Source organism: Streptomyces sp. NPDC046862, from assembly GCF_040704615.1.
Lineage (GTDB): Bacteria > Actinomycetota > Actinomycetes > Streptomycetales > Streptomycetaceae > Streptomyces.
In genome coordinates this window covers 40,709-64,412 of the sequence record NZ_JBEYXP010000027.1, presented here as the reverse complement: position 1 = coordinate 64,412, position 23,704 = coordinate 40,709, and the positions used below count along the sequence as shown (strand labels likewise).

23 protein-coding genes are annotated in these 23,704 nt (G+C 71.4%); 14 read left to right on the top strand and 9 right to left on the bottom strand.

Translation table 11 applies throughout. From position 1 onward, the window contains the following. Window positions 1–8 precede the first annotated feature (8 nt). On the top strand, window positions 9–1,196 hold the full coding sequence (gene hutI / locus AB0959_RS28045; RefSeq protein ID WP_366829367.1) for an imidazolonepropionase: 1,188 nt from the start codon (window positions 9–11) through the stop codon (window positions 1,194–1,196). 27 nt (window positions 1,197–1,223) lie between these two features. Here hutI and AB0959_RS28040 read toward each other — a convergent pair whose 3' ends face one another. Beyond that, entirely contained in the window at window positions 1,224–2,903 is a 1,680-nt protein-coding gene (locus tag AB0959_RS28040; protein ID WP_366829366.1) for an RICIN domain-containing protein, read from the bottom strand. A 477-nt stretch (window positions 2,904–3,380) separates the two neighbouring features. After that, complete coding sequence (locus AB0959_RS28035; RefSeq protein WP_366829365.1) at window positions 3,381–4,283, bottom strand: RNA polymerase sigma factor SigF; 903 nt, start codon at window positions 4,281–4,283, stop codon at window positions 3,381–3,383. 245 nt (window positions 4,284–4,528) lie between these two features. On the opposite strand from AB0959_RS28035, the gene AB0959_RS28030 reads away from it, so the two are divergent. The 6 genes from AB0959_RS28030 to AB0959_RS28005 all read left to right on the top strand — a co-directional run bounded on the left by AB0959_RS28030 (window position 4,529) and on the right by AB0959_RS28005 (window position 10,331). Then, window positions 4,529–4,897, top strand: a complete 369-nt coding sequence (locus AB0959_RS28030; RefSeq protein ID WP_366829364.1) for an STAS domain-containing protein — start codon at window positions 4,529–4,531, stop codon at window positions 4,895–4,897. Between the two features lie 272 nt (window positions 4,898–5,169). Beyond that, on the top strand, window positions 5,170–5,754 hold the full coding sequence (locus AB0959_RS28025; protein WP_366829363.1) for an ATP-binding protein: 585 nt from the start codon (window positions 5,170–5,172) through the stop codon (window positions 5,752–5,754). 421 nt (window positions 5,755–6,175) lie between these two features. After that, a complete protein-coding gene (locus tag AB0959_RS28020) occupies window positions 6,176–6,943 on the top strand; it encodes an LPXTG cell wall anchor domain-containing protein (protein WP_366829362.1) in 768 nt (255 codons plus the stop codon). Between the two features lie 42 nt (window positions 6,944–6,985). Beyond that, window positions 6,986–7,840, top strand: a complete 855-nt coding sequence (locus AB0959_RS28015; RefSeq protein WP_366829361.1) for a hypothetical protein — start codon at window positions 6,986–6,988, stop codon at window positions 7,838–7,840. Window positions 7,841–7,887: 47 nt separating this feature from the next. Continuing rightward, entirely contained in the window at window positions 7,888–9,003 is a 1,116-nt protein-coding gene (locus tag AB0959_RS28010; protein ID WP_366829435.1) for a hypothetical protein, read from the top strand. Between the two features lie 77 nt (window positions 9,004–9,080). Continuing rightward, entirely contained in the window at window positions 9,081–10,331 is a 1,251-nt protein-coding gene (locus AB0959_RS28005) for a hypothetical protein (RefSeq protein ID WP_366829434.1), read from the top strand. Window positions 10,332–10,512: 181 nt separating this feature from the next. Here the strand turns inward: AB0959_RS28005 and AB0959_RS28000 are convergent, their stop codons facing one another. Then, entirely contained in the window at window positions 10,513–12,009 is a 1,497-nt protein-coding gene (locus tag AB0959_RS28000) for an oligopeptide:H+ symporter (protein WP_366829360.1), read from the bottom strand. 479 nt (window positions 12,010–12,488) lie between these two features. On the opposite strand from AB0959_RS28000, the gene AB0959_RS27995 reads away from it, so the two are divergent. Then, a complete protein-coding gene (locus AB0959_RS27995; protein WP_366829359.1) occupies window positions 12,489–13,166 on the top strand; it encodes a response regulator transcription factor in 678 nt (225 codons plus the stop codon). A 178-nt stretch (window positions 13,167–13,344) separates the two neighbouring features. Further along, on the top strand, window positions 13,345–14,619 hold the full coding sequence (locus tag AB0959_RS27990) for an ATP-binding protein (RefSeq protein WP_366829358.1): 1,275 nt from the start codon (window positions 13,345–13,347) through the stop codon (window positions 14,617–14,619). Between the two features lie 77 nt (window positions 14,620–14,696). Here AB0959_RS27990 and AB0959_RS27985 read toward each other — a convergent pair whose 3' ends face one another. Next, window positions 14,697–15,266 (bottom strand): GtrA family protein, encoded by a 570-nt coding sequence (locus AB0959_RS27985; RefSeq protein WP_366829357.1) that lies wholly within the window; start codon window positions 15,264–15,266, stop codon window positions 14,697–14,699. A gap of 154 nt (window positions 15,267–15,420) precedes the next feature. Between AB0959_RS27985 and AB0959_RS27980 the strand changes: the two genes are divergently transcribed. From AB0959_RS27980 to AB0959_RS27965, 4 genes are all read left to right on the top strand, one after another. Next, window positions 15,421–16,665 (top strand): 5-(carboxyamino)imidazole ribonucleotide synthase, encoded by a 1,245-nt coding sequence (locus tag AB0959_RS27980; RefSeq protein WP_366829433.1) that lies wholly within the window; start codon window positions 15,421–15,423, stop codon window positions 16,663–16,665. Beyond that, window positions 16,662–17,192 carry a 5-(carboxyamino)imidazole ribonucleotide mutase gene (purE, locus tag AB0959_RS27975; protein ID WP_366829356.1) on the top strand — a complete coding sequence of 177 codons (531 nt, stop codon included), beginning with the start codon at window positions 16,662–16,664 and terminating at the stop codon, window positions 17,190–17,192. The genes AB0959_RS27980 and purE overlap by 4 nt, the downstream gene beginning before the upstream one ends. Before the next feature lie 5 nt (window positions 17,193–17,197). Then, complete coding sequence (locus AB0959_RS27970; protein WP_366829355.1) at window positions 17,198–18,376, top strand: dipeptidase; 1,179 nt, start codon at window positions 17,198–17,200, stop codon at window positions 18,374–18,376. A 134-nt stretch (window positions 18,377–18,510) separates the two neighbouring features. After that, complete coding sequence (locus AB0959_RS27965; protein ID WP_366829354.1) at window positions 18,511–19,728, top strand: dipeptidase; 1,218 nt, start codon at window positions 18,511–18,513, stop codon at window positions 19,726–19,728. 23 nt (window positions 19,729–19,751) lie between these two features. Here the strand turns inward: AB0959_RS27965 and AB0959_RS27960 are convergent, their stop codons facing one another. Together AB0959_RS27960 and AB0959_RS27955 are read right to left on the bottom strand one after the other, a co-directional pair. After that, window positions 19,752–20,144: a VOC family protein gene (locus tag AB0959_RS27960; protein ID WP_366829353.1), complete on the bottom strand. Its 393-nt coding sequence runs from the start codon at window positions 20,142–20,144 to the stop codon at window positions 19,752–19,754. Between the two features lie 27 nt (window positions 20,145–20,171). After that, a complete protein-coding gene (locus AB0959_RS27955; protein ID WP_366829352.1) occupies window positions 20,172–20,531 on the bottom strand; it encodes a VOC family protein in 360 nt (119 codons plus the stop codon). Window positions 20,532–20,682: 151 nt separating this feature from the next. Between AB0959_RS27955 and AB0959_RS27950 the strand changes: the two genes are divergently transcribed. Continuing rightward, window positions 20,683–21,186 carry a CGNR zinc finger domain-containing protein gene (locus AB0959_RS27950; RefSeq protein WP_366829351.1) on the top strand — a complete coding sequence of 168 codons (504 nt, stop codon included), beginning with the start codon at window positions 20,683–20,685 and terminating at the stop codon, window positions 21,184–21,186. Between the two features lie 8 nt (window positions 21,187–21,194). Here AB0959_RS27950 and AB0959_RS27945 read toward each other — a convergent pair whose 3' ends face one another. The 3 genes from AB0959_RS27945 to AB0959_RS27935 all read right to left on the bottom strand — a co-directional run bounded on the left by AB0959_RS27945 (window position 21,195) and on the right by AB0959_RS27935 (window position 23,695). Then, entirely contained in the window at window positions 21,195–21,926 is a 732-nt protein-coding gene (locus AB0959_RS27945; RefSeq protein WP_366829350.1) for a cupredoxin family copper-binding protein, read from the bottom strand. Then, window positions 21,923–22,495 carry a hypothetical protein gene (locus AB0959_RS27940; RefSeq protein WP_366829349.1) on the bottom strand — a complete coding sequence of 191 codons (573 nt, stop codon included), beginning with the start codon at window positions 22,493–22,495 and terminating at the stop codon, window positions 21,923–21,925. Before AB0959_RS27940 ends, AB0959_RS27945 begins: the two co-directional genes overlap by 4 nt. A 144-nt stretch (window positions 22,496–22,639) precedes the next feature. Next, the gene (locus AB0959_RS27935) at window positions 22,640–23,695 is read right to left on the bottom strand and encodes a cupredoxin family copper-binding protein (protein WP_366829348.1); all 1,056 of its coding nucleotides are present in this window, start codon (window positions 23,693–23,695) and stop codon (window positions 22,640–22,642) included. Window positions 23,696–23,704: the final 9 nt, after the last annotated feature.

Below are 23,704 nucleotides of genomic sequence, written 5' to 3'. Positions count from 1 at the left end.
AGGACGCCATGAGCAGCAGCAACGGCACGACCACCGTCATCACCAACATCGCCACGCTGGTCACCAACGACCCCTCCCTCGGTGACAACTCTCCCCTCGGTCTGATCCAGGACGCGGCCGTCGTCATCGACGGCGACCGCGTCGCGTGGACCGGTGAATCAAGCAAAGCACCCGCCACTGACAACCGGGTCGACGCCGAGGGCCGCGCGGTGATCCCGGGCTTCGTGGACTCCCACTCCCACCTGGTCTTCGCTGGCGACCGCACGCAGGAGTTCAACGCCCGGATGTCCGGCCGCAGCTACAGCGCGGGCGGCATCCGTACGACGGTCGCGGCCACCCGCGCGGCGACGGACGCCGAGTTGGAGGCGAACCTCACCCGCTACCTCGCCGAGGCCCTCCGCCAGGGCACGACCACCTTCGAGACCAAGTCCGGCTACGGCCTCACCGTCGAGGACGAGGCCCGCGCCCTGCGTATCGCCGCCGCCCACACCGACGAGGTCACCTACCTCGGCGCGCACATCGTGTCGCCCGACTACGCCGAGGACCCGGCCGGCTACGTCGCCCTGGTCACCGGCGAGATGCTCGACGCCTGCGCCCCGTACGCCCGCTGGATCGACGTCTTCTGCGAGAAGGGCGCCTTCGACGGCGACCAGGCGCGCGCGATCCTCACGGCCGGCAAGGCGAAGGGCCTGCACCCACGCGTCCACGCCAACCAGCTCACCTACGGCCCGGGCGTCCGGCTCGCCGTCGAACTGGACGCCGCCAGCGCCGACCACTGCACCCACCTGACGGACGACGACGTCGACGCCCTCGCGCACAGCGACACGGTCGCCACCCTGCTCCCCGGCGCCGAGTTCTCCACCCGCGCCGAGTGGCCGAACGCCCGCCGCCTCCTCGACGCGGGTGTCACGGTCGCCCTGTCCACCGACTGCAACCCGGGCTCGTCCTTCACCTCGTCCGTCCCGTTCTGCGTCGCCCTCGCCGTACGGGACATGGGGATGACGCCGGACGAGGCGGTGTGGTCGGCCACGGCGGGCGGCGCGGCGGCCCTGCGCCGCACGGACGTCGGTCGCCTCACCCCCGGCGCCCACGCCGACCTGGCCCTCCTCGACGCCCCGAGCCACGTCCACCTGGCCTACCGCCCGGGAGTGCCCCTGGTGTCGAAGGTGTGGCGGCGCGGGGTGCCCGTCACATAGCGCACATAGGGCCCGTGCGGAGGCCGGTCATCCGGCCTTCGCTCCCGCCCGCCACCGCTGCTCCGCGCGCCCCTGGTCCGGGAGCAGGAACAGCGTGTCGGAGCCGAGCGGGGTGACCGCGTGGCCGGGGGCGACGGCCGGGGCGATGGTGCCGTCGGCGTCGACCGTGAAGCGGAGGTTGCGGCCGTTGGGGCCCTCGACCGAGACGCACTCCCAGATGCCGACGCCCCGGGACGTGGAGCCGCGGCTGTCGAGGCAGTAGTCGGGGTCGGCGAAGGACCGCAGGACGTCGCGGCCGGTGTCGACGCGCCAGAACTGGGTGCGGGAGGACGAACAGCGGGCCGTGACGACGTCGGTGCCCTTCTCCAGCTCGCCGCCGCGGATGTCCAGGCACAGGCCGGTGGAGACGTTCACGACCTGGGCGTAGGTGCCGCTCGGCGGGCCGGGCTCGTCCTTCGTCGGGGTCGGCTTCGGGGCCGGTCTCGGCTTCGTGGCGGTCGGGGTGGGCGTGGGGCTGGGGGACTTCGACGGGCGTGGGCTCCTCGTCGGAGTCGGCGACTCGCCGGCGGGGGTGGCGCTGGGAGCGGGCGTCGGTGTCGAGGTTGCGGGCGGACGCGTCGACGGCTGTGCGGCGGCGGCCTGTTGCTGGTCCGCGCCGCCCGAAGTGAGCAGGTACACCAGCAGCGGTGCCACCGCGACACCCAGCGCGGCGGAGGCGAGCGCGAGGCGGCGCACGGGCAGCCGTGCGGGCCACCGGGTGCCGGCGGACGCCGTACCTGCCGTACCGCCACCCCCATCCGTACGCGCGCCCGCGATACGCGCCCCCGCCGGACCCGCCGGACCCGCCGGACCCGCCGGACCCGCCGGACCCGCCGGACCCGCCGGACCCGCCGGACCCGCCGGACCCGCCGGACCCGCCGGACCGCCCAGGCCATACGCCGGGCCGCCCCCTGCGTACGCCGTGCCGCCCCACGCCAGCAACCCCTCCGCGAGCGCCGTGCGCGGGGTGTCGCGCAGGGCGGACAGCTCCCGGAACGCGCCCGCGCAGTGCCCGCACGTCGCCATGTGGTCCTGGAGGTCGGGGCTGTGGCGGGGGTTGTCGGGGCGGGCCGCCTCCTCGATGAGGCGCCGGAAGTCCTGGCAGTCCGGGTCGGCCGAGCGGGCCAGGAGCGCGCCGAGCACGGCGTGGCGCAGGGCCTGGAACGCCCCTTCCGCGCCGTACGTCACGTCCTCGCGCGTACAGCCCAGGAACCTGGCGGTGCGTTCGTCGGGCTCCTCGTCCACGACGCCGTACCAGACCAGGCCCTGGACCCGCGTCGGCAGCGCCTGGAAGGCGGCGAGGAGCCGTGGCTCGGTGGTGGAGCCGGGGGCGGGTTCGGGTTCGGGTTCGGGTTCGCTCAGATGGGACAGCAGACCCGGGGTGAGATGTACGGCGCGGTCGTCCGACGCCCAGGAGGCGGCCACCCGGGCCGTGAGGAGCAGCAGGTGGTGGCGCCACGGGCTCTTCGGGTCGAGTCCGCGCAGTGTCTCGTGGGCGGCCGACACGAAGGCCTGGTCGGTGAGCCGGCGGGCGGCCGGTTCGTCGGCCGTGTAGAGCCGGGCGTATGCCAGGACCGCGGCGCGGTGGCGGGCCCGGAGTTCCTCCAGAGCGTGCTGTGCGACCGCGGTGTCGCCGCGGAGGAGGTCGGTGAGACGGTCGTCGGGCATCGCGGCGTGGACGCCGTACTCGTCACCGCCCCTTGCCTGGGCGCCTCCTGCGTGGGCACCTCTTGCGTGGTCGCCTGCTCGGTCCGCTGCCCGATCCCCCGTATGGTCCCCGGCCAGATCCTCTGCCCGATCCCCGGCCTGATCCCCTGCCGAGTCCCCCGACCCGGCGCCACCGTCGTACCGTTCGCCGCGCGCCATTCCCCCTGCCTCCCAGCCCCCCGTGGGCTTCCTCGCCACCGTGCCGGCGTACCGGCGGGCGTGCGGGCCCATAGTGATGGAAGGAGACCAGTGGGAAAAGGGGTGTCTCTGAGTAACAGCACCCGGGGGCAGGGCGGTTGCGCGCCGGACCAGGCTTTACGGCACCGCACGCACGGCAGAACTTTTTCGCACCCACCGATCGGGGCCCCCGGTACGGCGAACGCCCGGGCCCCGGCCGAAGCCGGAACACCGGGCGTGCGAACTCACGTGGGTGGAGGGTCACTCCTCGACGGTCAGACCCCTGCGCAGTCGTACGAGCGTTCGTGACAGGAGCCGGGACACGTGCATCTGGGAGATGCCGAGCTCGTCCCCGATCTCGGACTGCGTCATGTTGGCGACGAACCGCAGCGACAGGATCTTCCGGTCGCGCGGCGGGAGTTCGGCGATCAGCGGCTTCAACGACTCGACGTACTCGATGCCTTCGAGCCCGTGGTCCTCGTAACCGATCCGGTCCGCCAGCGCGCCCTCGGAGTCGTCCTCCTCCGGCTGTGCGTCCAGCGACGAGGCGGTGTACGCGTTCGACGCCGCCATGCCCTCGACGACCTCTTCGTTGGAGAGGCTCAAGCGCTCCGCCAGCTCTCCCACTGTCGGAGCACGATCGAGCTTCTGGGCGAGTTCGTCGCCGGCCTTCGCCAGGTCCAGGCGCAGCTCCTGCAGTCTCCGCGGGACGCGCACCGACCAGCTCGTGTCACGGAAGAAGCGCTTGATCTCGCCGATGATGGTCGGCATCGCGAAGGTGGGGAACTCGACGCCACGGCTGAGTTCGAAGCGGTCGATCGCCTTGATCAGGCCGATCGTGCCGACCTGGATGATGTCCTCCATCGGTTCGCTGCGGGAACGGAACCGGGAGGCGGCGAACTTCACGAGCGCGAGGTTCAGTTCGACGAGGGTGTTGCGCACGTACGAGTACTCGTACGTGCCCTCCTCGAGGGATTCGAGCCGCTCGAAGAGAGTCTTGGACAGGGCCCGTGCGTCTACCGGCCCCACCTCGTCGTACGGGGGTATCTCCGGAAGTCCCTCGAGCCCGTCGGTCAGTTCGTGGGCGAGCTCGTCCTGAGTTTCTTCCAGAGGGGGTGTCGACGTCGCCCTCTGGGTATGCGATGCGTCGAGCCGGGGTGACATGTGTCCTCCATCGTTCTCGGCATATGGCCGCCGATGCCTATACGTGCACTGCGGTGTGCGGCGCCTCCAAAGCCGGCCGTGTTGGTTGTGTCCCTACTAGCCCTACCCGTTTTCGCGACTCCACCGCAAGTGCGGTCTATAGCGAAATGTCCACCTCTGGGCGATTGTTCGACTGTCGAAGAGCGTGAGGAAGGCGTAGTGTTCGATGTCGAGTCAACAGCCACGACGGTCGGGAGAGGGACGGCATGGACCGCGGGACGCTCGGCAGCGCACAGTCGGGCCGGCTTCTTGTCGAAGTGCGGGAAGAGGGCGCCAGCGCCGTCGTGATCCCCGCGGGTGAGCTGGATCACCACACCGCCGATCTGTTGCGTGAACCACTCGACGAATGCCTCGACAAAGGGTTCACGCGTCTGGTTGTCGACTGCTCGCGCCTGGAGTTCTGTGATTCCACCGGGCTCAATGTCCTGCTGGGGACCCGTCTGAAGGCCGAAGCGGCCGGCGGCGGGGTTCATCTCGCGGGCATGCAACCGGTGGTGGCCAGGGTGTTCGAGATCACTGGGGCAGACGCCGTCTTCACCGTCCACGAGACGCTCGAAGCCGCGCTGGGCGGCTAGACCCGTCGCTCGCCTCCCGGCCGGGCGCACCCGCCGGACCGGCCGGACCGCTCGCGACGGCGACCCGTCTGCCCTTGCGTGAGCGGCGCGTTACTCCTGTCACACCGACCGTGCCGAATAAGTGGGTGTTCGGACGGTTCGGTCGGGCAGGAGACATCCTGAATATGTCGGCAGCCAAAACGGCGGGTGCGCCGCGGGGATCCGGGGGGATCTCCGGATCCACGTACTGAGTCTTGATTCGTGAACTGGTGAATCGGTGAGGTGAAGCGCTGATGAGCACCACCCGGCCTTACTCGCCGGGCGACCGCGGCCCGGAACCGGGCGCCGGCGGCGCTTCCGGGGCGTCCGGAGGGGGCGCGTCCCGAGAGGGTGCGATCGCGGAAGGCGTGCCCGAGGGCGCGCCCGCCTCCGCGCCTGTCTCCGCGCCCGCCGTCGGGGGGCAGACCCGCAGGATGAGTTTCGAGGGTGAGAGCGGGGTCGTACCGCTCGCCCGTGACTTCACCCGCCAGGCGTTGTACGCGTGGGGCTGGTTGCCCGCCGACAACGCCGACCAGCGGGCCGCGGCGGAGGACGTCCTGCTGGTCGTCTCCGAGCTGGTCACCAACGCCTGTCTGCACGCCGAGGGGCCCGACGAGCTGTGGATCGCCTGCGACAACAAGGTGCTTCGCATCGAGGTCTCCGACCGGGGGTCGGGGCAGCCCGCGCCCCGTACTCCGCATCGTGCGGGGCGGCCGGGGGGGCACGGGATGTTCATCGTGCAGCGGCTGTGTCTGGACTGGGGGGTCATACGTAAGCCCGGGGTCGCGGGGAAGACGGTGTGGGCGGAGGTCGGAGGGCCGGGTGCTCCGCAGGGTTGACCTGGGCTGACTGGCGGTTGCTTGGTGGGGTGCGGGTCTGGTGGGGGCGGGTCGTGCGGGTCGCCGTGCCCATGGGTTGGTCCGGGGTGTCTTTCGGTTGCGGGTTCGTCGTGGCTGGTCGCGCAGTTCCCCGCGCCCCTGACGGGGCTGAGGTCGCCTTGTGTCTGCGGGCCCGTCGGTGGCTGGTCGCGCAGTTCCCCGCGCCCCTGGCGGGCGCACTTCCGCGCTCCTGACGGGCGCACTTCCGCGCTCCTGACGGGCGCACCCCCGCGCTCCTGACGGGCGTACCCCCGCCCCTGACAGGGCGCACTTCCGCGCCCCGATGAGACCCCGCCCGTCACCATGAAACCGGCACACACTTTGTCTTCCCTCTCCAAGGGGCTGGGCGTACCTTGAGGCGCCAATCTGATGTTCCGTCAGAATGTGGGGTCCCGAGGTGTCGTACCGGACGTACCAGAAACGAACCGCCGCGCTCGCGTTCGCCGCGGCACTGGCCGGCTCGGCGGTGCTGATGGCCGCCCCCGCGGCCCAGGCCGACGTCGTGGAGGTGAAGTACAACTGCAAGACGCCGATCGGTGACAAGTCCGCCGTCTCGCCGATCGACGTCAAGGGCGTCAAGAGCGGCAGCGGCTACAAGATCACCATGTCGTGGCAGAAGGGTGTCTCGTCCAGCCCGGTGGAGCTGGGCAAGGGCTCGATGAACCCGAGCGCCACCATCAAGCTGGGCGGCGCCGAGAGCGGCACGCTCAACGTGAGTGGTCCCGCCAACGCGGAGGCCATCCCCGCCAACACACCCATCAAGATCAGCGATCTGAGCGGCACGTACACCCCGAAGAAGACCGGCAAGGTCACCTTCACGCCGGGTGTGCTCACCATCAAGGCGCTCGGTACGACCACGACCTGCACGCCCGGCAACAACCCCGGACCGGCGCTCACTCTCGACGTCACCGCGGCCGGCGGGGGTTCGGGGTCGTCGAGCGGGAGCCAGGGCGTCTCCGCGTCGGTCGGTTCCGGCGGGTCTGCGGGCTCCGGTGGCTCCGGCAGCTCCAGCGGGTCGGGGAGCGAACTCCCGCAGACCGGTCCCGAGGACTCCGCCGTCGCGCTCGGCACCCTCGGCGGCACCGTCCTGCTCGCGGGTGCGGCGGGCGTGCTGTGGCTGACCCGCAGGAACCAGACCGTACGCCGCTGACCGGCACGCGGAGCCGTACGACCCGTACCGCTGGAGCCGCCCATGCGTGTCCTGTTTCTCGCCGCCCTCCTGCTGGCCGCCACGGCGCCCGTTGCCGTGGCCGACGACGGGTGGTCCGTCGTGCCGTCGGGCGGCGGGCGGCCGTCCTTCTACGCGGAGGGCGCTCCCGGAGCGGTCCTCCAGGACACGGTGTCGGTGCGCAATCCGTCGGCCGAGCCAGTCAGAGTACGGCTCACAGGCGGCGACTGGGTGGTCTTCGCGCGTGCGGGCGCTCCGGCGCGTGCGCTGTCCGTCGACGTGCCCGCCCGTACGCGTGCGGAGGTGCCGTTCACGGTCAACGTCCCGGCCGGCGCCGCTCCGGGCGACCACGCCGACACCCTCACCGCCCGCTCCTCGGACGGCCGGTCACGGACCGTACGGCTCCGGCTCCGGGTCGGCGGGCCGAAGGTGCCCGCACTCACCGTCGAGCGCGTCACGGTCCGCGGCGAGCGCATCTCGTACGAGCTGGTCAATCGCGGTACCACGACCCTGACTCCGAACCTGGCGGTGCGCGCCGAGGGTCTCTTCGGGCGGCGCCACCTCGACCGGGCGCCCCGCACCCTGCCGGTCGAACTGGCACCGGGGCGTCGCGTGCGGCTCAGCGAACCGTGGCCCGGCCGGCCCGTGCTGGACGCGGTGGACGTACGGCTGACGGTCACGGCGGACGGCGGCGCGGTACGCGACGAGGGCGCGACGGCCGTGCGGTTCGTGCCCTGGGGCGCGGTGTCCGGAGTCTCGGTCGGGGCCGCGGCAGTGGGCGCCTTCCTCGTCGTACGGCGGTCGAGGCGTCGTGGGGCACGGGCGCCGGTGGAGGAACCGCCGTGCGGAGAAAGCGAGTTGACGGGAGCGGTGACGTGAGGCGGATCTCGGTGCTGGTGGCGGTGCTCGCGCTCGTCCTGGTCCCGATGGCGGCGGTGGGGGTCGTGGGGACGGGAACGGCCGCGTGGGCGGCGGACAAACCGGCCGTCAAACTGTCCACGTCGCAGGCGGGCACGGGCGGTTCGATCACCGTGAGCGGAAGCGGATGGCGGTCCAGGGCCCTGTTGATGCTGCTGATCTGCGGCCGGGCCACACCGTCCCGCGGGGTGATCGGCGGCACCAACTCCTGTGCCAACGCCGACGGCCGGGCCGTCACCACCGACACGAAGGGCTCCTTCGGCAAGAAACTGCCGGTGGTCGAGCCGCCCGTGCCGTGCCCGTGCGTCGTCCACGTCGCGACGGTGACCGGAGAGAAGGCGGAGGCGGACGCGGTCCTCCAGGTGGCCGGGCACGCGGTGGAGCCGCTGCCAGAGGAGACCGCCGGAGGGCGGCTCTCCGTCCTCACGGACACGCGGCTGGACGGATCGAGCGGGTTGCTGACCTGGTTCGGAGCGCCGCCGCAGCGCCGGCTCGTCTTCACCGTCGGCAACGTGGGCACGTCCCCGGTCAAGGACCCCGTCTTCCAAGTCGGCACCTCCCACGGGGTGTTCGCCCCTCAGTGGGAGGAGCAGCAGTGGCGCGGCACGCTCCGGCCGGGCAAGAAGGCGCGGATCGCGTTGCCGGTCGAACTGGCCTCCGGGGCGCACGGGTCCTACACCGTCTCGCTCAAGTACGGCGGCAAGGTGCTCGCCGAACAGCCCTGGGGCGTGGGCCGGCCCTGGGGCGTGACCCTCTTCTGGATCCTGCTCGCCGTCGTCGTGCCGGCCGCGGTGTTCCGCATCGGGATGGCCGTGGTCGACCGGGTCCGGCCGGGTGCCCGGGTGTCGCGGCGCCACCGGGGGCTGCGGCTGCCCGACCTGCGTGGACGGCTGCTGGGGTCGGTGCCGGGACGCGCGTCCACCGACTCCGGGCCGACCGCGCCGCGGGCCCGGCCGTCCAGGTCCGCCGCGGCCCCCTCCATGAGCACGACGTCTCGTACGACCCCGACCCCGACCCTGCCGTGGTTCACGCCGGACACCGAGCCGGGGACGGCGGCGGCCGGACAGCTCTCCGCACCGAAAGAGAACGGATCGACGACTCCGACCAGGAAGGGAAACACGTGAGCGCGCAACGGAGAGTTCTCACGGTACGGCGTGGGAGAGCAGGGCGGTCCCGGGGGAGCGCGGCCGGGGTCGCGCTGATGCTGGGCGGGGCCGGGCTCCTGCTCGGCGTGGCCGCGGTCCCGGCGCAGGCGGCGGAGGTGAGTTACGCGACGAAGTGCGTGCCGCCCGCCGTCTCGCAGCTGCCGCCCGTCAACGGCACCACCAAGGTGCAGGTGACCGCGCCCGCCACCGCGAAGGTGGGGGACGAGGTCGAGGTGGTCTGGAAGTTCGTCCAGGCGGCGTCCAAGAACCCCGACCTCATCGACCTGCCCGCCAACTCCGTCCAGCCGAGCGGCACCCTGAAGGCCGCCGGGGCCCAGGCCGCCGACATCGCGATGCAGGGGCCGCGAGAGAACCCCGCCATTCCCAAGGGCGGTGCCATGGTGCTGTCCGACATGAAGGGCAAGCTGAAACTGACGAAGGCCGGTCAGGTGACGCTGACGCCGGACGCGTACGCGATCAACGTCATGTCGACGGACACCAAGTGCGCGCCGACGGAGACCGTGACGTCGGCCGCCACCATCAACGTGACCGAGGGCGGCGGGAGCACGCCGCCCCCCACGCAGACACCGCCACAGACACCGCCACAGACCACGACGCCGCCCCCGTCCTCCGGTGCGGACGGAGGCGGCGACGGCGGGCAGACCGACTTCACCGGCAAGGAGGTCCAGGTCCCCTACAAGTGCAAGACGCCGATCGGCGACAAGGACGCCACCTCGCCCGTGCAGATCAACGCCAAGAAGAACGGCGGGAGTTACGACCTCACGGTGAAGTTCAAGAAGTCGGTGATGGACAGTCCGGCGGACATCCCCAAGGACTCCGTCAAGCCGTCGATGGAGGTGGCCCTCGGCGGTGCCGACAAGGGCACCGTGCATGTGGAGGGGCCGACGAACTCCGAGGCGATCAAGTCCGGCGACCCGATCGAGGTCCCCGACCTGACGGGCACGTACAAGCCCGGGGCCTCCGGCGAGTCGACGCTCTCGCCGGGTGTGCTGACGGTCAAGGCGCTGGGCACCACGACGACGTGCACACCGTCCAAGAGCGAGGTCTCGCTGACCCTCGACACGACGGGGCAGCCCGGCGGTGCCTCGGGCGGCGATTCGGCGGGCGGTACGACCGGGGGCTCGGCGGGAGGCTCGTCGTCCGGCTCCGGCGGCACGTCGGGCGGCCTGGCCGAGACGGGCGCCGAGGACCACGGCTCGCTCAAGGCGCTGGGCCTGGTCGCGGGGACGGTGACGCTGCTCGGTGGCGCCGTCTTCACGTTCCTGCCGCGTCGCCGGGTGCGCTGACGTTCTCCTGACAGCCGGGACAGCCGGGGCAGCCGCAACAGCCCAAGGGGCCCGGAACAGCCGAAGGGGCCCGGAACAGCCGAAGGGACCCGGAACAGCCGAAGGGACCCGGAACAGCCGAAGGGCCGCTCCACCGCGTGCGACGGTGGAGCGGCCCTTCACACGTGGTACACGTGGTGCGTCAGCGCACGTCGCCCATCAGCTGCTTCACCTTGTTGCGGTACATCCACACCGCGACACCGGCGACGACCGCGAGCGTGGCCTCCAGGGCGACGACGCCCGTGCCGTTCAGGCCGACGCCCGCGATGGACAGCAGACCCGTGGTCGCGTCGCCGGCGGTGACGGCCAGGAACCAGACGCCCATCATCTGGGAGGCGTACTTCATCGGCGCCATCTTCGTCGTGACGGACAGGCCGACCGGGGAGAGCATCAGCTCGCCGACGGTCTGGACGAAGTAGATGCCCACCAGCCACATCGCGGCCGCCTTGTGACCGCCCTCGGCGATCGTCAGCGGGGCGAGGAACAGGAAGAAGGACGCGCCGACCAGGACCAGACCCGAGGCGAACTTCACGATCGTGCTCGGCTCCTTGCCGCGCCGGTTCAGCGCGAGCCAGAACCACGCGAACACCGGGGCCAGGGCCATGATCAGGACCGGGTTGACGGACTGGTACCAGGAGACCGGGAACGACCAGCCGAGGACGCTGTTCTCGGCCGAGGAGTCGGCGAAGATCGACAGGGTCGAGCCGCCCTGGTCGTAGATCATCCAGAAGACGGCGGCGGCGACGAAGAACCAGATGTACGCGGACATCTTCGACTGCTCGGGGCCATCGAGGTCCTTGTCGCGCTTGATGCGGACCAGCACCATCGTCGGGATGACCACACCGAGGATGGTCAGCGGGACGAGGATCCAGTTCAGCGTGTAGTGGCCGGAGAAGCCGACGATCGCGTAGAAGACGACGGCGATGCCCGCCCAGATCGCGGCCTTGCGCAGCGTCGAGGTCTTCTCCTCGGCGGACAGCGGCGTCGGGACGACGCTGGAGCGCGCGGCGAGGTGCCGGCTGCCGATCAGGAACTGGGCGAGGCCCAGCGCCATACCGAGCGCGGCGAGCGCGAAGCCGAGGTGCCAGTTGACGTTCTCACCGATGGTGCCGATGACCAGCGGCGCGGCGAAGGCGCCGAGGTTGATGCCCATGTAGAAGACGGTGAAGCCGCCGTCGCGGCGCGGGTCGTCCGGGCCGTCGTAGAGGTGGCCGACCATCGTCGAGATGTTGGCCTTCAGCAGACCCGAACCGATCGCGACGAGGCCGAGGCCCGCGTAGAACGTGCCGGAGGACGGCAGGGCCAGCGTGAGGTGGCCGAGCATGATGACGCCGCCCGCGACGGCGACGGTCTTGCGGGGACCCCAGACCCGGTCGCCGAACCAGCCGCCCGGCATGGCGAGCAGGTACACCAGCGACACGTACACCGAGTAGATCGCGGTCGCGGTCGCCGCGCTCAGGTGCAGGCCGCCGGGGGCGACGAGGTACAGCGGGAGCAGGGCCCTCATGCCGTAGTAGGAGAACCTCTCCCACATCTCGGTCATGAAGAGGGTGGCCAGCCCGCGGGGCTGGCCGAAGAAGGTCCTCTCGGAACCGGGGGTGCCCGGGGAGACCGAGTCCTTCGTCAGGCTGGACGCCATGATCGTTCCTTGCTGGTCAGGGCGCGGGAGTGGGGGATCCGTGTCATGGATCATTCCCGCACACAAAAGAGACCTTCGGCGTCAATGCCGCCGAAGGTCCCCGTGTGGTGCTAGGTGTGTTCCTTCACCATACGTCAGAGTAACAACGGTTCGGGAAGTGCTTGAGACGCGAATCACAGGTAAGAAAGGAACTGTGATCTCTCATTTGAAGGTCGCACACGGGGTCGTATCGCATAGCCGCAGGAGCTCATCCCGGAGGTGTCACTGTGAGTCACGATGACGGAGGGATGGTTCGATCCGGTGACGACGGGCGAGCCGGGAGATCACCGGAGGGCCGCCGGGTGGCCGCCCGGAAGGCCGCCGGGTGACCGCCCGGGAGATCGTCGGGGACGAAGGTAAGAGGTTCGCAGCGTGAAGGTGTGAGTCACGGTTGCCGATCACCCTCCCTGCGGTGGTCAAAGGCGGTCTACCATCACCCCATGACCCGAGTACTGCTCGCCGAGGACGACTCGGCCATCTCGGAGCCGCTGGCCCGCGCACTGCGCCGGGAGGGCTACGAGGTCGAGGTGCGCCAGGACGGTCCCACCGCGTTGGACGCCGGGCTGCAGGGGGGCGTCGACCTGGTCGTCCTGGACCTGGGGCTGCCCGGCATGGACGGCCTGGAGGTGGCCCGCAGGCTCCGCGCCGAGGGCCACACCGTCCCCGTCCTCATCCTGACCGCGCGCGCCGACGAGGTGGACACCGTCGTCGGTCTCGACGCGGGCGCCGACGACTACGTCACCAAGCCGTTCCGGCTCGCCGAGCTGCTCGCCCGCGTGCGGGCCCTACTGCGGCGCGGCGCCTCGGAGCCCCAGCAGCCGCCCGCCACCCATGGCGTCCGCATCGACGTCGAGTCCCACCGGGCGTGGATGGGCGACGAGGAGCTCCAGCTCACGGCGAAGGAGTTCGACCTGCTGCGGGTGCTCGTGCGGGACGCGGGGCGGGTCGTCACCCGGGACCAGCTCATGCGGGAGGTCTGGGACACGACGTGGTGGTCGTCGACCAAGACGCTCGACATGCACATCTCGTGGTTGCGGAAGAAGCTCGGGGACGATGCCGCCAATCCGCGATACATCGCCACGGTTCGGGGTGTCGGGTTCCGTTTCGAGAAGAGCTGAGCTGTTGTCTCGTTGATCGCGGTGCCGCCGTTGTGTCCGCGGTGCGTTCTGCGGGTGCGGGTTGTCCGTGGTCGCTCGCGCAGTTCCCCGCGCCCCTTGGGGCGCGCCCACCCTGACCGGGGTCGCGCAGTACTCCGAGGCACACTGGTCCACGTAAACCTGCTGCTCGGAGGGCCCCGTGCGTCGTCGTCTCATTCAGTCCACGCTTGCCGTGGTTCTCGTGGTGATAGCGGTCTTCGGGGTCTCCCTGGTGATCGTCGAGACGCGCACGATCACCAACAGCGCCCAGGAGCGCGTCGACTCCGAGGCGGTGCGGCTGGTGAGCATCGTGGACAGCCGGATCATGGGGGACGAGCGGGTCGGCGCCGACGTGCTCAGGGACCAGGTCGCCGACGGGCGGTACGCGCTCATCGACATCCCCGGCCGGGAACAGATCGAGATCGGCCGGCGGCCCACGGGTGACGTCATCCACTCCGAGGAGGAGGGTGACCAGGGCGAGACGGTCACCGTCGAGGAACCGCGGTCGTCCGTGACCCGGGAGGTCGGCCGTACGCTGCTGATCATCGCCGCGGTCGCGCTGCTCGCCGTCATCGCGGCAGTCCTCCTCGCCGTACGCCAGGCCAACCGCCTCGCGTCCCCCCTCACCGATCTCGCGGAGACCGCGGAGCGCCTCGGCTCGGGCGACCCGAGACCGCGCCACAAGCGGTACGGAGTCCCGGAGCTCGACCGGGTCGCGGACGTCCTCGACGCCTCCGCCGAGCGCATCGCCCGTATGCTCACCGCCGAGCGGCGCCTGGCCGCCGACGCGTCCCACCAGCTCCGTACGCCGCTGACGGCGCTCTCCATGCGGCTGGAGGAGATCACCCTCACCGACGATCCGGACACGGTGAAGGAGGAGGCGACCATCGCGCTGACGCAGGTCGAGCGCCTCACGGACGTGGTGGAGCGGCTGCTGACGAACTCCCGCGATCCGCGCACCGGCTCCGCCGTCTCCTTCGATCTCGACGAGGTGATCAAGCAGCAGCTGGAGGAGTGGCGGCCGGCCTACCGCAGCGCGGGCCGCGCGATCGTCAGTTCGGGCAAGCGGCACCTGCGGGCCGTGGGGACGCCGGGGGCGGTGGCCCAGGTGCTGGCCGCGCTCATCGAGAACTCGCTCATGCACGGGGGCGGGACCGTGGCGCTGCGGACGCGCGTGACCGGCAACCAGGCGGTGATCGAGGTGACCGACGAGGGGCCCGGCATCCCCGCCGACCTCGGGGCGCGGATCTTCGAGCGGGCGATCAGCGGGCGGAACTCGACGGGGATCGGGCTGGCCGTGGCCCGCGATCTCGCCGAGGCGGACGGGGGGCGCCTGGAGATGCTCCAGCTTCAGCCGCCGGTGTTCGGGCTGTTCCTGTCGCGGACGCCCCTGAAGCCGGTTCCCTCCGGGGGTGAGGGGCGGACGGTTCGGTGAGGTGACGGTTCGTTTTCGGCTGCCGCGTTGTCTGTGGTTGCTCGCGCAGTTCCCCGCGCCCCTTTGGGGCGCGCCCCCTACTGGTGGCGGTTCCTCTGGCTGTACGCCGTGCTGCCCGACAGTGCCGGCCTGCGGCGTCGTCCCTCCTCCAGGAACGATTCCGCGCTCGCCACCGCCTCCTTCGCCGGGAGGGCGCGGAAGACCCAGGTGCGGTAGGACCAGAAGCGGAACAGAGTGGCGATGCCGATGCCGAGGAACTTGAAGACGTTGCTCTGAAGGGGGCTGTCCCAGCCGAAGCCGTAGGTCGCGGCGTACAGGACGCCGTTCTCGATGACGAGGCCGACCGCGCTGAAGAGCAGGAAGAGCGTCAGCTCCTTCGTCCGGCCGCTCTTGTCGCGGTCGCGGTACGTGAAGTAGCGGAAGCCGATGTAGTTGAACGCGATCGCGACGATCGTGGCGATGACACTGGCCCGCACCACCTGCAGGTCCGTGACGTGCCGGACCAGGTTGAACACACCGAGGTTGACCAGCAGCCCCGCCCCGCCGACCGCGCCGAACTTGGCGACCTCGCCCGCGAACTGGTCGAGCCGGCGGCGCAGGACACCGCGTGCGGGACCCGCTTTCGGCCCCGAGGTGGTACTGCCCATCGTCTGCCGGCCCCCGTCACAATCGGATTCGTCGGTCGGATCGTTCGTCGGTCTGATCGTCGGTAGGGTGCGCCGACTCAGCCATGCTAACCAGGACCCCTTGGGGATGCCTGTGTACGAGCTCACAGGCTTCGTCAAGCGTGTGGCAAAGGCTGTGGAAACCGGCCGTCGGAAGGCCGGCCGCGGTGGCCGATACCCTGTGGGTGTGACGTTCCCGGTAGTCGGCATGGTCGGCGGTGGCCAGCTCGCTCGTATGACACACGAGGCGGGCATCCCGTTGGGCATCAGGTTCAAGCTCCTCAGTGACACTCCTCAGGATTCCGCGGCGCAGGTCGTCAGCGATGTCGTCATAGGCGACTATCGCGACCTCGGCACGCTGCGCGACTTCGCACGCGGCTGTGACGTGATCACCTTCGATCACGAGCACGTGCCCACCGAGCATCTGCGCGCGCTGGAGGCGGACGGTATACCCGTACGCCCCGGTCCGGACGCGCTCGTGCACGCCCAGGACAAGGGCGTGATGCGGGCGAAGCTGGACGCCATCGGCGTGCCGTGCCCGCGGCACCGGATCGTGACCGATCCGGACGACGTGGTCGCCTTCGCGGAGGAACTCGAAAGGGACGGGCACGAAGTGCCCTCCGGCAAGGGCGGTGGTGGGCGACGGGCGGGCGGTTTTCCGGTCGTCCTCAAGACCGTGCGCGGCGGCTACGACGGCAAGGGTGTGTGGGTCGTCGACTCCGCCGAGGAGGCCGCCGACCCGTTCAGGGCCGGGGTCCCCGTGCTCGCCGAGGAGAAGGTCGACTTCCTGCGCGAGCTCGCCGCCAACGTCGTACGCTCCCCGCACGGCCAGGCCGTCGCCTACCCGGTCGTGGAGTCCCGTCAGGTGAACGGCGTGTGCGACACGGTGATCGCCCCCGCGCCGGACCTCGACGAGACCCTCGCCCTGCGGGCCGAGGAGCTGGCGCTGCGGATCGCGAAGGAACTCGGTGTCGTCGGCCACCTCGCCGTCGAGCTGTTCCAGACCCGCGACGGCCGCATCCTCGTCAACGAGCTCGCCATGCGCCCCCACAACTCCGGCCACTGGACGCAGGACGGAGCCATCACCTCGCAGTTCGCCAACCACGTCCGGGCCGTCCTCGACCTGCCCCTCGGCGACCCGCGCCCCCGCGCCACGTGGACGGTCATGGTCAACGTCCTCGGCGGCGACTTCCCGGACATGTACTCCGCGTACCTGCACTGCATGGCCCGCGACCCGAAGCTCAAGATCCACATGTACGGCAAGGACGTGAAGCCCGGCCGCAAGGTGGGCCACGTCAACACCTACGGCGACGACCTCGACGACGTGCTGGAGCGCGCGCGTCACGCAGCCGGCTACCTGAGAGGGACGATCACCGAATGAGCCCAGTCGTAGGCATCGTCATGGGGTCGGACTCCGACTGGCCCGTCATGGAGGCCGCCGCGCAGGCCCTCGACGAGTTCGAGATCGCGTACGAGGTCGACGTCGTCTCCGCGCACCGCATGCCCCGCGAGATGATCGCGTACGGCGAGGAGGCCGCCGAGCGCGGGCTGAAGGTGATCATCGCGGGCGCCGGGGGAGCGGCCCACCTGCCCGGCATGCTCGCCTCGGTGACCCCGTTGCCCGTCATCGGCGTGCCCGTCCCGCTGAAGTACCTGGACGGCATGGACAGCCTGCTGTCGATCGTGCAGATGCCCGCGGGCGTGCCGGTCGCCACCGTCTCCGTCGCCGGCGCGCGCAACGCCGGTCTGCTGGCCGCCCGTATCCTCGCCGCGCACGACGAGGAACTCCTCGGCCGTATGCGGGAGTTCCAGCAGGAACTGAACGACCAGGCCACCGAGAAGGGCAAGCGCCTGCGCTCCAAGGTCGACGGCTCGGCGGGTGGTTTCGGGTTCGGTACGGGTAAGTGACCGGTATGACGTCACTGGGGGAAGCACGGGAACTCCTCGCCGGGTTCCCGGTCGTCGACGGCCACAACGACCTGCCGTGGGCACTGCGTGAACAGGTCCGCTACGACCTGGGTGCCCGCGACATCGCCACCGACCAGAGCGCCCATCTGCACACCGACCTGGCGCGGCTGCGCGCGGGCGGTGTCGGGGCACAGTTCTGGTCGGTGTACGTGCGCTCGGACCTGCCGGGCGCGGTGACCGCCACGCTCGAACAGATCGACTGCGTACGGCAGTTGATCGACCGCTATCCGCAGGACCTGCGGGCCGCGCGCACGGCCGCGGACATGGAGACGGCGCGATCGGAAGGCCGTATCGCGTCACTGATGGGCGCCGAGGGCGGCCACTCCATCGACAACTCCCTGGCCACCCTGCGCGGGCTGTACGCGCTCGGCGTCCGCTACATGACGCTCACCCACAACGACAACAACGACTGGGCGGACTCGGCGACCGACGAGCCGAACGTCGGCGGGCTGTCGGCCTTCGGCCGAGAGGTCGTACGGGAGATGAACCGGCTCGGCATGCTCGTGGACCTCTCCCACGTGGCGGCGACGACCATGCGGGACGCGCTGGACACGTCGGCCGCGCCCGTGATCTTCAGCCACTCCTCCTCGCGCGCTGTGTGCGACCACCCGCGCAACATCCCGGACGACGTACTGGAGCGACTGCCCGGCAACGGCGGAGTGGCGATGGTGACGTTCGTGCCGAAGTTCGTGCTCCAGGCGGCGGTCGACTGGACGGTGGCCGCCGACGAGAACATGCGCGCGCACGGCTTCCACCACCTCGACACCACCCCCGAGGCGATGAAGGTCCACCGCGCCTTCGAGGAGGCCCACCCGCGCCCGGTCGCCACCGTGTCCACGGTCGCCGACCACCTGGACCACATGCGCGAGGTCGCCGGCATCGACCACCTCGGCATCGGCGGCGACTACGACGGCACGGCCTTCACCCCGGACGGCCTCAGCGACGTCTCCGGCTACCCGAACCTGATCGCCGAACTCCTCGACCGCGGCTGGTCGACCACCGACCTCGCCAAGCTGACCTGGCAGAACGCGGTACGGGTGCTGGGCGCCGCCGAGGACGTGTCACGGGACCTGCTCCCGCGCACGGCTCCCTCGAACGCCACGCCCGCGGAGCTGGACGGCTGACACCGTGCGCGGGCGCCCCGACCCGGGGTGCCCGCGCACGGCCGTACCCCCGAACGCCCCACCCACCAGGAAGCCCCCGTGGCTCCGTGAAACGGTGACCGTACTGCGATCGCCGTCCACGAGGGAGTCGCGCCATGGCAGGCCTGCAGGACGAACGGAACACCACGGTCGACGAGGGTCCCCCCGGTTCCAGCGCGGTCGGGAGAGAGGGCCCGGCGGGCCTGCCCGAACCCGAGCCCCTCCCGGTGCGGCCGGCTCCCGAGCCGCCTGCGGTCGAACGCATAGCCGGGGCGGGGAGCGCCGGGGCGGGGAGCGCCGAGGCCTCCGACGCCCCCCTGACTCCCGACGACCTCCTGGAGCGGGCGCACGCGATCCTCGCCGAGCACCCCGTCGCCGACGGCTACAGCGGACTGCCCTGGGCACTGCGCCACTTCCCCTGGTACGACCTGGAACTCGGCGAGAAGGCCGTGGACACCGATGTGCCGCGGATGCGCCGGGGCCACGTGGCCGCGCTGTTCTGTTCGCTGCACCTGCCGGACAGGCTCAGCGGTGACCAGGCCGTCGGCGCCACCCTGGAGCAGCTGGACCTGGTCAGGGCCGTGGTGGACGCCCACCCCGAGGGACTGCGCCTCACCCGCAGCGCCGGGGAGACCACCGACGCCCGCCACTGCGGCCGGGTCGCCGTCCTCCTCGGCCCCGCCGGCGCCTCCGCCCTCGGCGACTCGCTGGGCGTCCTGCGCTGCCTGCACACGCTCGGCGTGAAGGTGTTCACGCTCTCCGGCGTGAGCTGGGCGGGCGAGGCGGGGCTGACCCGGTTCGGCGAGGAGGTCGTCCGGGAGATGAACCGCCTCGGGGTGCTCGTCGACCTCTCCGGGGCCTCAGACGCCACGATCCGGCGCACCTTCGACCTCTCCCGCGCCCCGGTGCTGTTCGCCCGCTCCGCCGCACGGGCCCTGCGCCCCCACCCGGCCAACCTCCCCGACGAGGTCCTGGCGGAACTCGGCACCGCCCAAGGGCTGTGCCTCGTGCCGCTCACCGCCGAGCAGACCGGCCCCTCCGTGCGGGACGTCGCGGACCATCTCGACCACGTGCGCGCCGTCGCCGGCCCGGAGTGCGTCGGCCTGTCCGGGACGTACGACTCGGGGACCGCCCACCCGCAGGAACTCGCCGACGCCTCCTGCTACCCGCACCTCGTCGCCGAACTCCTCACCCGCGGCTGGACCGGGGAACAGCTCGCGCTGCTCACCTGGGGCAACGTCCAGCGCGTCCTGCGCGCCGCCGACTTCACGGCCAAGGCGATCCAGGAACGGCGCGAGCCGTCCACGGCGAGGATCACGGAGCTGGACGGGTAGCTGCCAGGGAACTGGATGTGTGGTTACTCCGACTCGATCCGGCACAGGCAGAACGGGTGCCCGGCCGGGTCGGCGTACACCAGGAAGTCCTTCTTCTCCCGGTCCTCCAGATCCAGCGGCCGCGCGCCCAGCGCCAGCACCTTCTCGTGGGCCGCGTCGACCTCCTCCCAGGTGCTCCCGGCGTCGAAGTCGATGTGGAACTGCTGCGAGTCGTGGTCGGCCCGCGGCCACTGGGGCGGCTGGTACCCGGGCGCCCGCTGGAAGGAGAGGCGCGGACCGTCGGGGATGTCCAGGACGACCCAGTCGTCGTCCTCGGCCCGGGGAGTCCCACCGCCGACCTTCGCGTAGAAGGCGGCGAGCGCGTGCGGGTCGGGGCAGTCCAGCACGACGGAACGGAAACGAGCGACGGCCGGCATCGGACCTCCGGGGGCAGCGGGGACGGATCAGCAGGCGCAGAGGCAGAACGGGTGCCCCGCCGGGTCCGCGTAAACCCGCCAGCTCCGCGACCGGTCCTCCGTGTCCAGGGCCTTCGCCCCCAGCGCGAGCACCTCCCGCTCGGCGCCGTCCATGTCGTCCACGGTCAGGTCCAGGTGGAACTGCTGCGAGGCGTCGGGCGCGGGCCACGCCGGCGGTACGTGCCCGGGCACCGCCTGGAAGGCCATCGACTGACCGCCGGGCACCTTCAGGTCCACCCAGTCGCCGTCGCCCTCGACGGTGCCGCCCAGCACCCCGGCGTAGAAACCGGCGAGTGCGCGAGGGTCGGGACAGTCCAGGACGACGACGCCCAGCTTGGCGAGAGCCATGACTTCCTCCTTGAAGCGATGGTCGAAGTGACGGTTACCGCTAGAAGCGGTCAACAGGTAACCGTTACTGCATGCTGCCGTACATGAGGTAACGCTGCAAGGGAAAAACGCCGACACGGGGAACACCGCGATCGGAGGTACCGTCGCTGGCATGAGTGAGAGAGCGCCCGCACCCGACGGCCTGGCCCTGGTGGAGGCCCTGGTGAACACCGTCGACCTGGAGTCGGGCGCCGACGACCTGGACACCGCCGAGGGCCGGGACCGCTTCGGCATCGCGGAACGGGACCTCGCGGACGTAAGGGAACTGAGGGAGTCGCTGCGCGCCGTCTGCCTGGCCCACGCGGGCCACCCGCCGCACCGTGAGGTGACACCTCTGGGAGAGCTGCTGGCACGGGCACCGCTGTACGTCGCGGTCGACGCGCGGGACGGCTCGGCGACCCTCGCCCCGGCCGACGAGGGCCCGCTGTTCTCCCGTGTCGCGGCGGCCGTGGCCCAGGCGCTCACCGCCGGCACCTGGCTCCGCCTCAAGGCCTGCGAACTGCCCGAGTGTCACTGGGCGTACTACGACCGCAGCCCGGCGGGCCGCGGTCGGTGGTGCTCGATGTCGGTGTGCGGGGCACGCGCGAAGATGCGCCGCTACCGCGCGAAGGCCTGACTCGGGTCTCAGGTCCTGTCGGACAGGCCCTGGATCTCCTCTCCCTCCCGCGAGGCCGCCGCCCGCGAGCCCACCAGCAGCAGGCACAGCACGGCGACGCCCGCGACCAGTCCGGCCAGCACGAGCAGCGGATCCAGGGGGCGGGCCGCCGACACGGTCTGCTGGGTCTGCGGTGCCGTGGTCGTGGGCGGGGAGTCCACGGGCGCCGGAGAGGCCATGGACATGCTGGGGGACGGCGACGGCGAGCGGGCCGTACGGGTCGCCGGTGCCCGGGTGCTCGGTGCCGCCGTCGTCGCGGCCCGCCCCGGCACCGTGGCGTGGCGGCCGGAGGCGGTCCCGGTGTGGTCGTGGGTGGCGGGCGCCGCCGGGGTCGCGGGTGCCGCCGCGCGGACCACGATCCGGGCCGTCATGTCCGGGTGGACGGTGCAGTAGTAGCCGTACGAGCCGGCCCGGGTGAAGGTGAAGCTCCAGCTCTGGCCCTTGTTCAGCATGGGGGAGTGGATCGCGACCGGGCCCGAAGTGGTCTTCACGTCGTGCGGAGCCGTGTCCTGGTTGGTCCACGTCACGGTGGAGCCGACGTCGACCGTCAGGGCCCCAGGAGCGAAGGCGTACCCCTTCATCACCACCCGGTACGAGGCGGCCGCCGCCCGCTCCGGAGCCGCGAACGGCGGGAACAGCAGGAAGGAGAGCGTGAGTACGGCGAGTACGGCACCCAGGGCCGTCCGCCGCGCCGCCCTCACGCGAACTCCGCGGCGACCAGCAGCCGCAGCCGCGTCGCCGGGCACAGCCGGCCGAGCCGGAATCCGGTGGCCCGGCGCAGCAGGCGGTACGGCAGCCGTGCGGTGCCCACCACGAGCAGCCGGTCGTCGGCGCGCTCGACGACGCGCAGCCACAGCAGCACGGGGAAGAGCACGCCGCCCAGTTCGAGGTCGGCGAGCAGCCGCAGTCGCAGCCGCTGGCCGTCGTCGAAGGGCTCGACGTGCTGGGAGACGAGGGCCGCCCGGGACGAGGTGAGCGCGGACGGCGGCCCGAGACCGGTCAACTCGAAGCGGAACACGGGCTGTTCGGAAGGGCTGGAGGTTACGGCGCCGGACTCGCCCGTGCCGGGGACGCCGGGCTCCGGCACGGTCAGTGAGGCCCCGGTGAGGGTGACGCGGCGGCGACGGGTGGGCAACGGGCCGTACCAGCCGGTGAGTTCGACGAGCGAGCGGCCGGGCGCCACGGCGTACCGGCCGGGCCGAGGCAGCCGGCCGACCCCGCCGGGCGACTCCGGCGGTGGGGTGACGGTGGGCAGGGTGACGGTTGTCATCCCGGATCTCCTTGGAAAGCGGTTCCCGAGGTGTGGGGAGGATGTGGAGAATGGGGTGGGCGCCGGTCCGGCCGACTGAGCCTCGGCCGGACCGGCGTCCACCCCGCGGTAGCTGATAGCGGCTCCGCCGCGGGCAAGGGCGCGTCAGCAGCTGTCGGTGAGGAAGTCCTCGGTGGGGGCGAGCAGTTGCCCGGCCCAGACCGTGTGCATCTTCACGTAGCCGTCCACGTTCAGCAGATCGCTTACCTGCTGCCCGGGCGACTCCTCCAGGTGCGCCTTGTTGATGTGGTTCAGCAGCGTGCTGAGCGTGTCGTCGGCGACCGTTCCGCCACCTTCGACGGCCGGTGTGAGGATGGTCTCGATCCATACCGTGTGCATCTTGACGTACGAGTCGAGTGCCAGCGCGTCCTGCACCTGCTGCCCGGGCGACCGCTCCAGGTGCGCGGTGTCGAGGTGCCGCAGGATCGGAAGCAGGACGTCCTTGACGCTCGCGCAACTCTCGTCGTCACCGGAGCCGCCACCGCCCGTACCACCGGAGGTGCCGCCGGTGCCGCCACCGGACGTACCGCCGGTCGAGCCGCCCGAGCCACCGCCGGACGTACCGCCCGAGGTGCCACCCGTGGAACCTCCGGTGGATCCACCGGAGGACCCGCCACCGGTTCCACCGCCGGTCCCACCGCCGGCTCCGCCACCGGACCCGCCCGTCGACCCGCTGTCGTCGTCGACGACCTTCACGGACCCGACCATGTCCGGGTGCACGGCGCAGTAGTACTCGTACGTCCCGGCCTTGGTGAAGGTGTACGACCAGGAGTCGCCCTGCTTCAGTGTGCCGGAGTCGAAGTCCTTCGGACCCTTGGTCGTGGTGACCGTGTGCGGCGCGCTGTCGTGGTTGGTCCACCGCACCGTCTCGCCCACCTTGACGACGAGCTGCTTACCGTCGCCGAACTGGTAGTTCATGATGTCGACCTGGTGGTCCGGCGCGGCAGCGGCGGCGGGCTGCGCCTCGGCGGCGGCGGGCGCCTGAGCCGCGCCCGCGGTCCGCTCGGAGCCGGCCGCCGAGGTGCCCGAGGCCGCCTGCAGGAGCCCGAGACTGAGCACGGCCGCGAGGGCCGCCCCGAGCCCGGCCAGCAGCAGGGCCCGATTCCCGGCGGGCGGCCTGCGCCGCCGCTCCCGCTCACCGGTTTCGTTGGTGCGTTTCACAACAACTCC

What these genes read in the sequence shown, in the direction of transcription:
- AB0959_RS28030 (WP_366829364.1), top strand. Translation starts at nt 4,529, where the DNA reads ATGGACCGCGGGACGCTCGGCAGCGCACAGTCGGGCCGGCTTCTTGTC.
- AB0959_RS27960 (WP_366829353.1), bottom strand. Translation starts at nt 20,144, where the DNA reads ATGCCGGCCGTCGCTCGTTTCCGTTCCGTCGTGCTGGACTGCCCCGAC.
- AB0959_RS28020 (WP_366829362.1), top strand. Translation starts at nt 6,176, where the DNA reads ATGTGGGGTCCCGAGGTGTCGTACCGGACGTACCAGAAACGAACCGCC.
- AB0959_RS27970 (WP_366829355.1), top strand. Translation starts at nt 17,198, where the DNA reads ATGACGTCACTGGGGGAAGCACGGGAACTCCTCGCCGGGTTCCCGGTC.
- purE (WP_366829356.1), top strand. Translation starts at nt 16,662, where the DNA reads ATGAGCCCAGTCGTAGGCATCGTCATGGGGTCGGACTCCGACTGGCCC.
- AB0959_RS28005 (WP_366829434.1), top strand. Translation starts at nt 9,081, where the DNA reads ATGCTGGGCGGGGCCGGGCTCCTGCTCGGCGTGGCCGCGGTCCCGGCG.
- hutI (WP_366829367.1), top strand. Translation starts at nt 9, where the DNA reads ATGAGCAGCAGCAACGGCACGACCACCGTCATCACCAACATCGCCACG.
- AB0959_RS28025 (WP_366829363.1), top strand. Translation starts at nt 5,170, where the DNA reads ATGAGCACCACCCGGCCTTACTCGCCGGGCGACCGCGGCCCGGAACCG.
- AB0959_RS28035 (WP_366829365.1), bottom strand. Translation starts at nt 4,283, where the DNA reads ATGTCACCCCGGCTCGACGCATCGCATACCCAGAGGGCGACGTCGACA.
- AB0959_RS28000 (WP_366829360.1), bottom strand. Translation starts at nt 12,009, where the DNA reads ATGGCGTCCAGCCTGACGAAGGACTCGGTCTCCCCGGGCACCCCCGGT.
- AB0959_RS28010 (WP_366829435.1), top strand. Translation starts at nt 7,888, where the DNA reads ATGGCGGCGGTGGGGGTCGTGGGGACGGGAACGGCCGCGTGGGCGGCG.
- AB0959_RS28040 (WP_366829366.1), bottom strand. Translation starts at nt 2,903, where the DNA reads ATGCCCGACGACCGTCTCACCGACCTCCTCCGCGGCGACACCGCGGTC.
- AB0959_RS27940 (WP_366829349.1), bottom strand. Translation starts at nt 22,495, where the DNA reads ATGACAACCGTCACCCTGCCCACCGTCACCCCACCGCCGGAGTCGCCC.
- AB0959_RS27950 (WP_366829351.1), top strand. Translation starts at nt 20,683, where the DNA reads ATGAGTGAGAGAGCGCCCGCACCCGACGGCCTGGCCCTGGTGGAGGCC.
- AB0959_RS27955 (WP_366829352.1), bottom strand. Translation starts at nt 20,531, where the DNA reads ATGGCTCTCGCCAAGCTGGGCGTCGTCGTCCTGGACTGTCCCGACCCT.
- AB0959_RS27965 (WP_366829354.1), top strand. Translation starts at nt 18,511, where the DNA reads ATGGCAGGCCTGCAGGACGAACGGAACACCACGGTCGACGAGGGTCCC.
- AB0959_RS28015 (WP_366829361.1), top strand. Translation starts at nt 6,986, where the DNA reads ATGCGTGTCCTGTTTCTCGCCGCCCTCCTGCTGGCCGCCACGGCGCCC.
- AB0959_RS27995 (WP_366829359.1), top strand. Translation starts at nt 12,489, where the DNA reads ATGACCCGAGTACTGCTCGCCGAGGACGACTCGGCCATCTCGGAGCCG.
- AB0959_RS27985 (WP_366829357.1), bottom strand. Translation starts at nt 15,266, where the DNA reads ATGGGCAGTACCACCTCGGGGCCGAAAGCGGGTCCCGCACGCGGTGTC.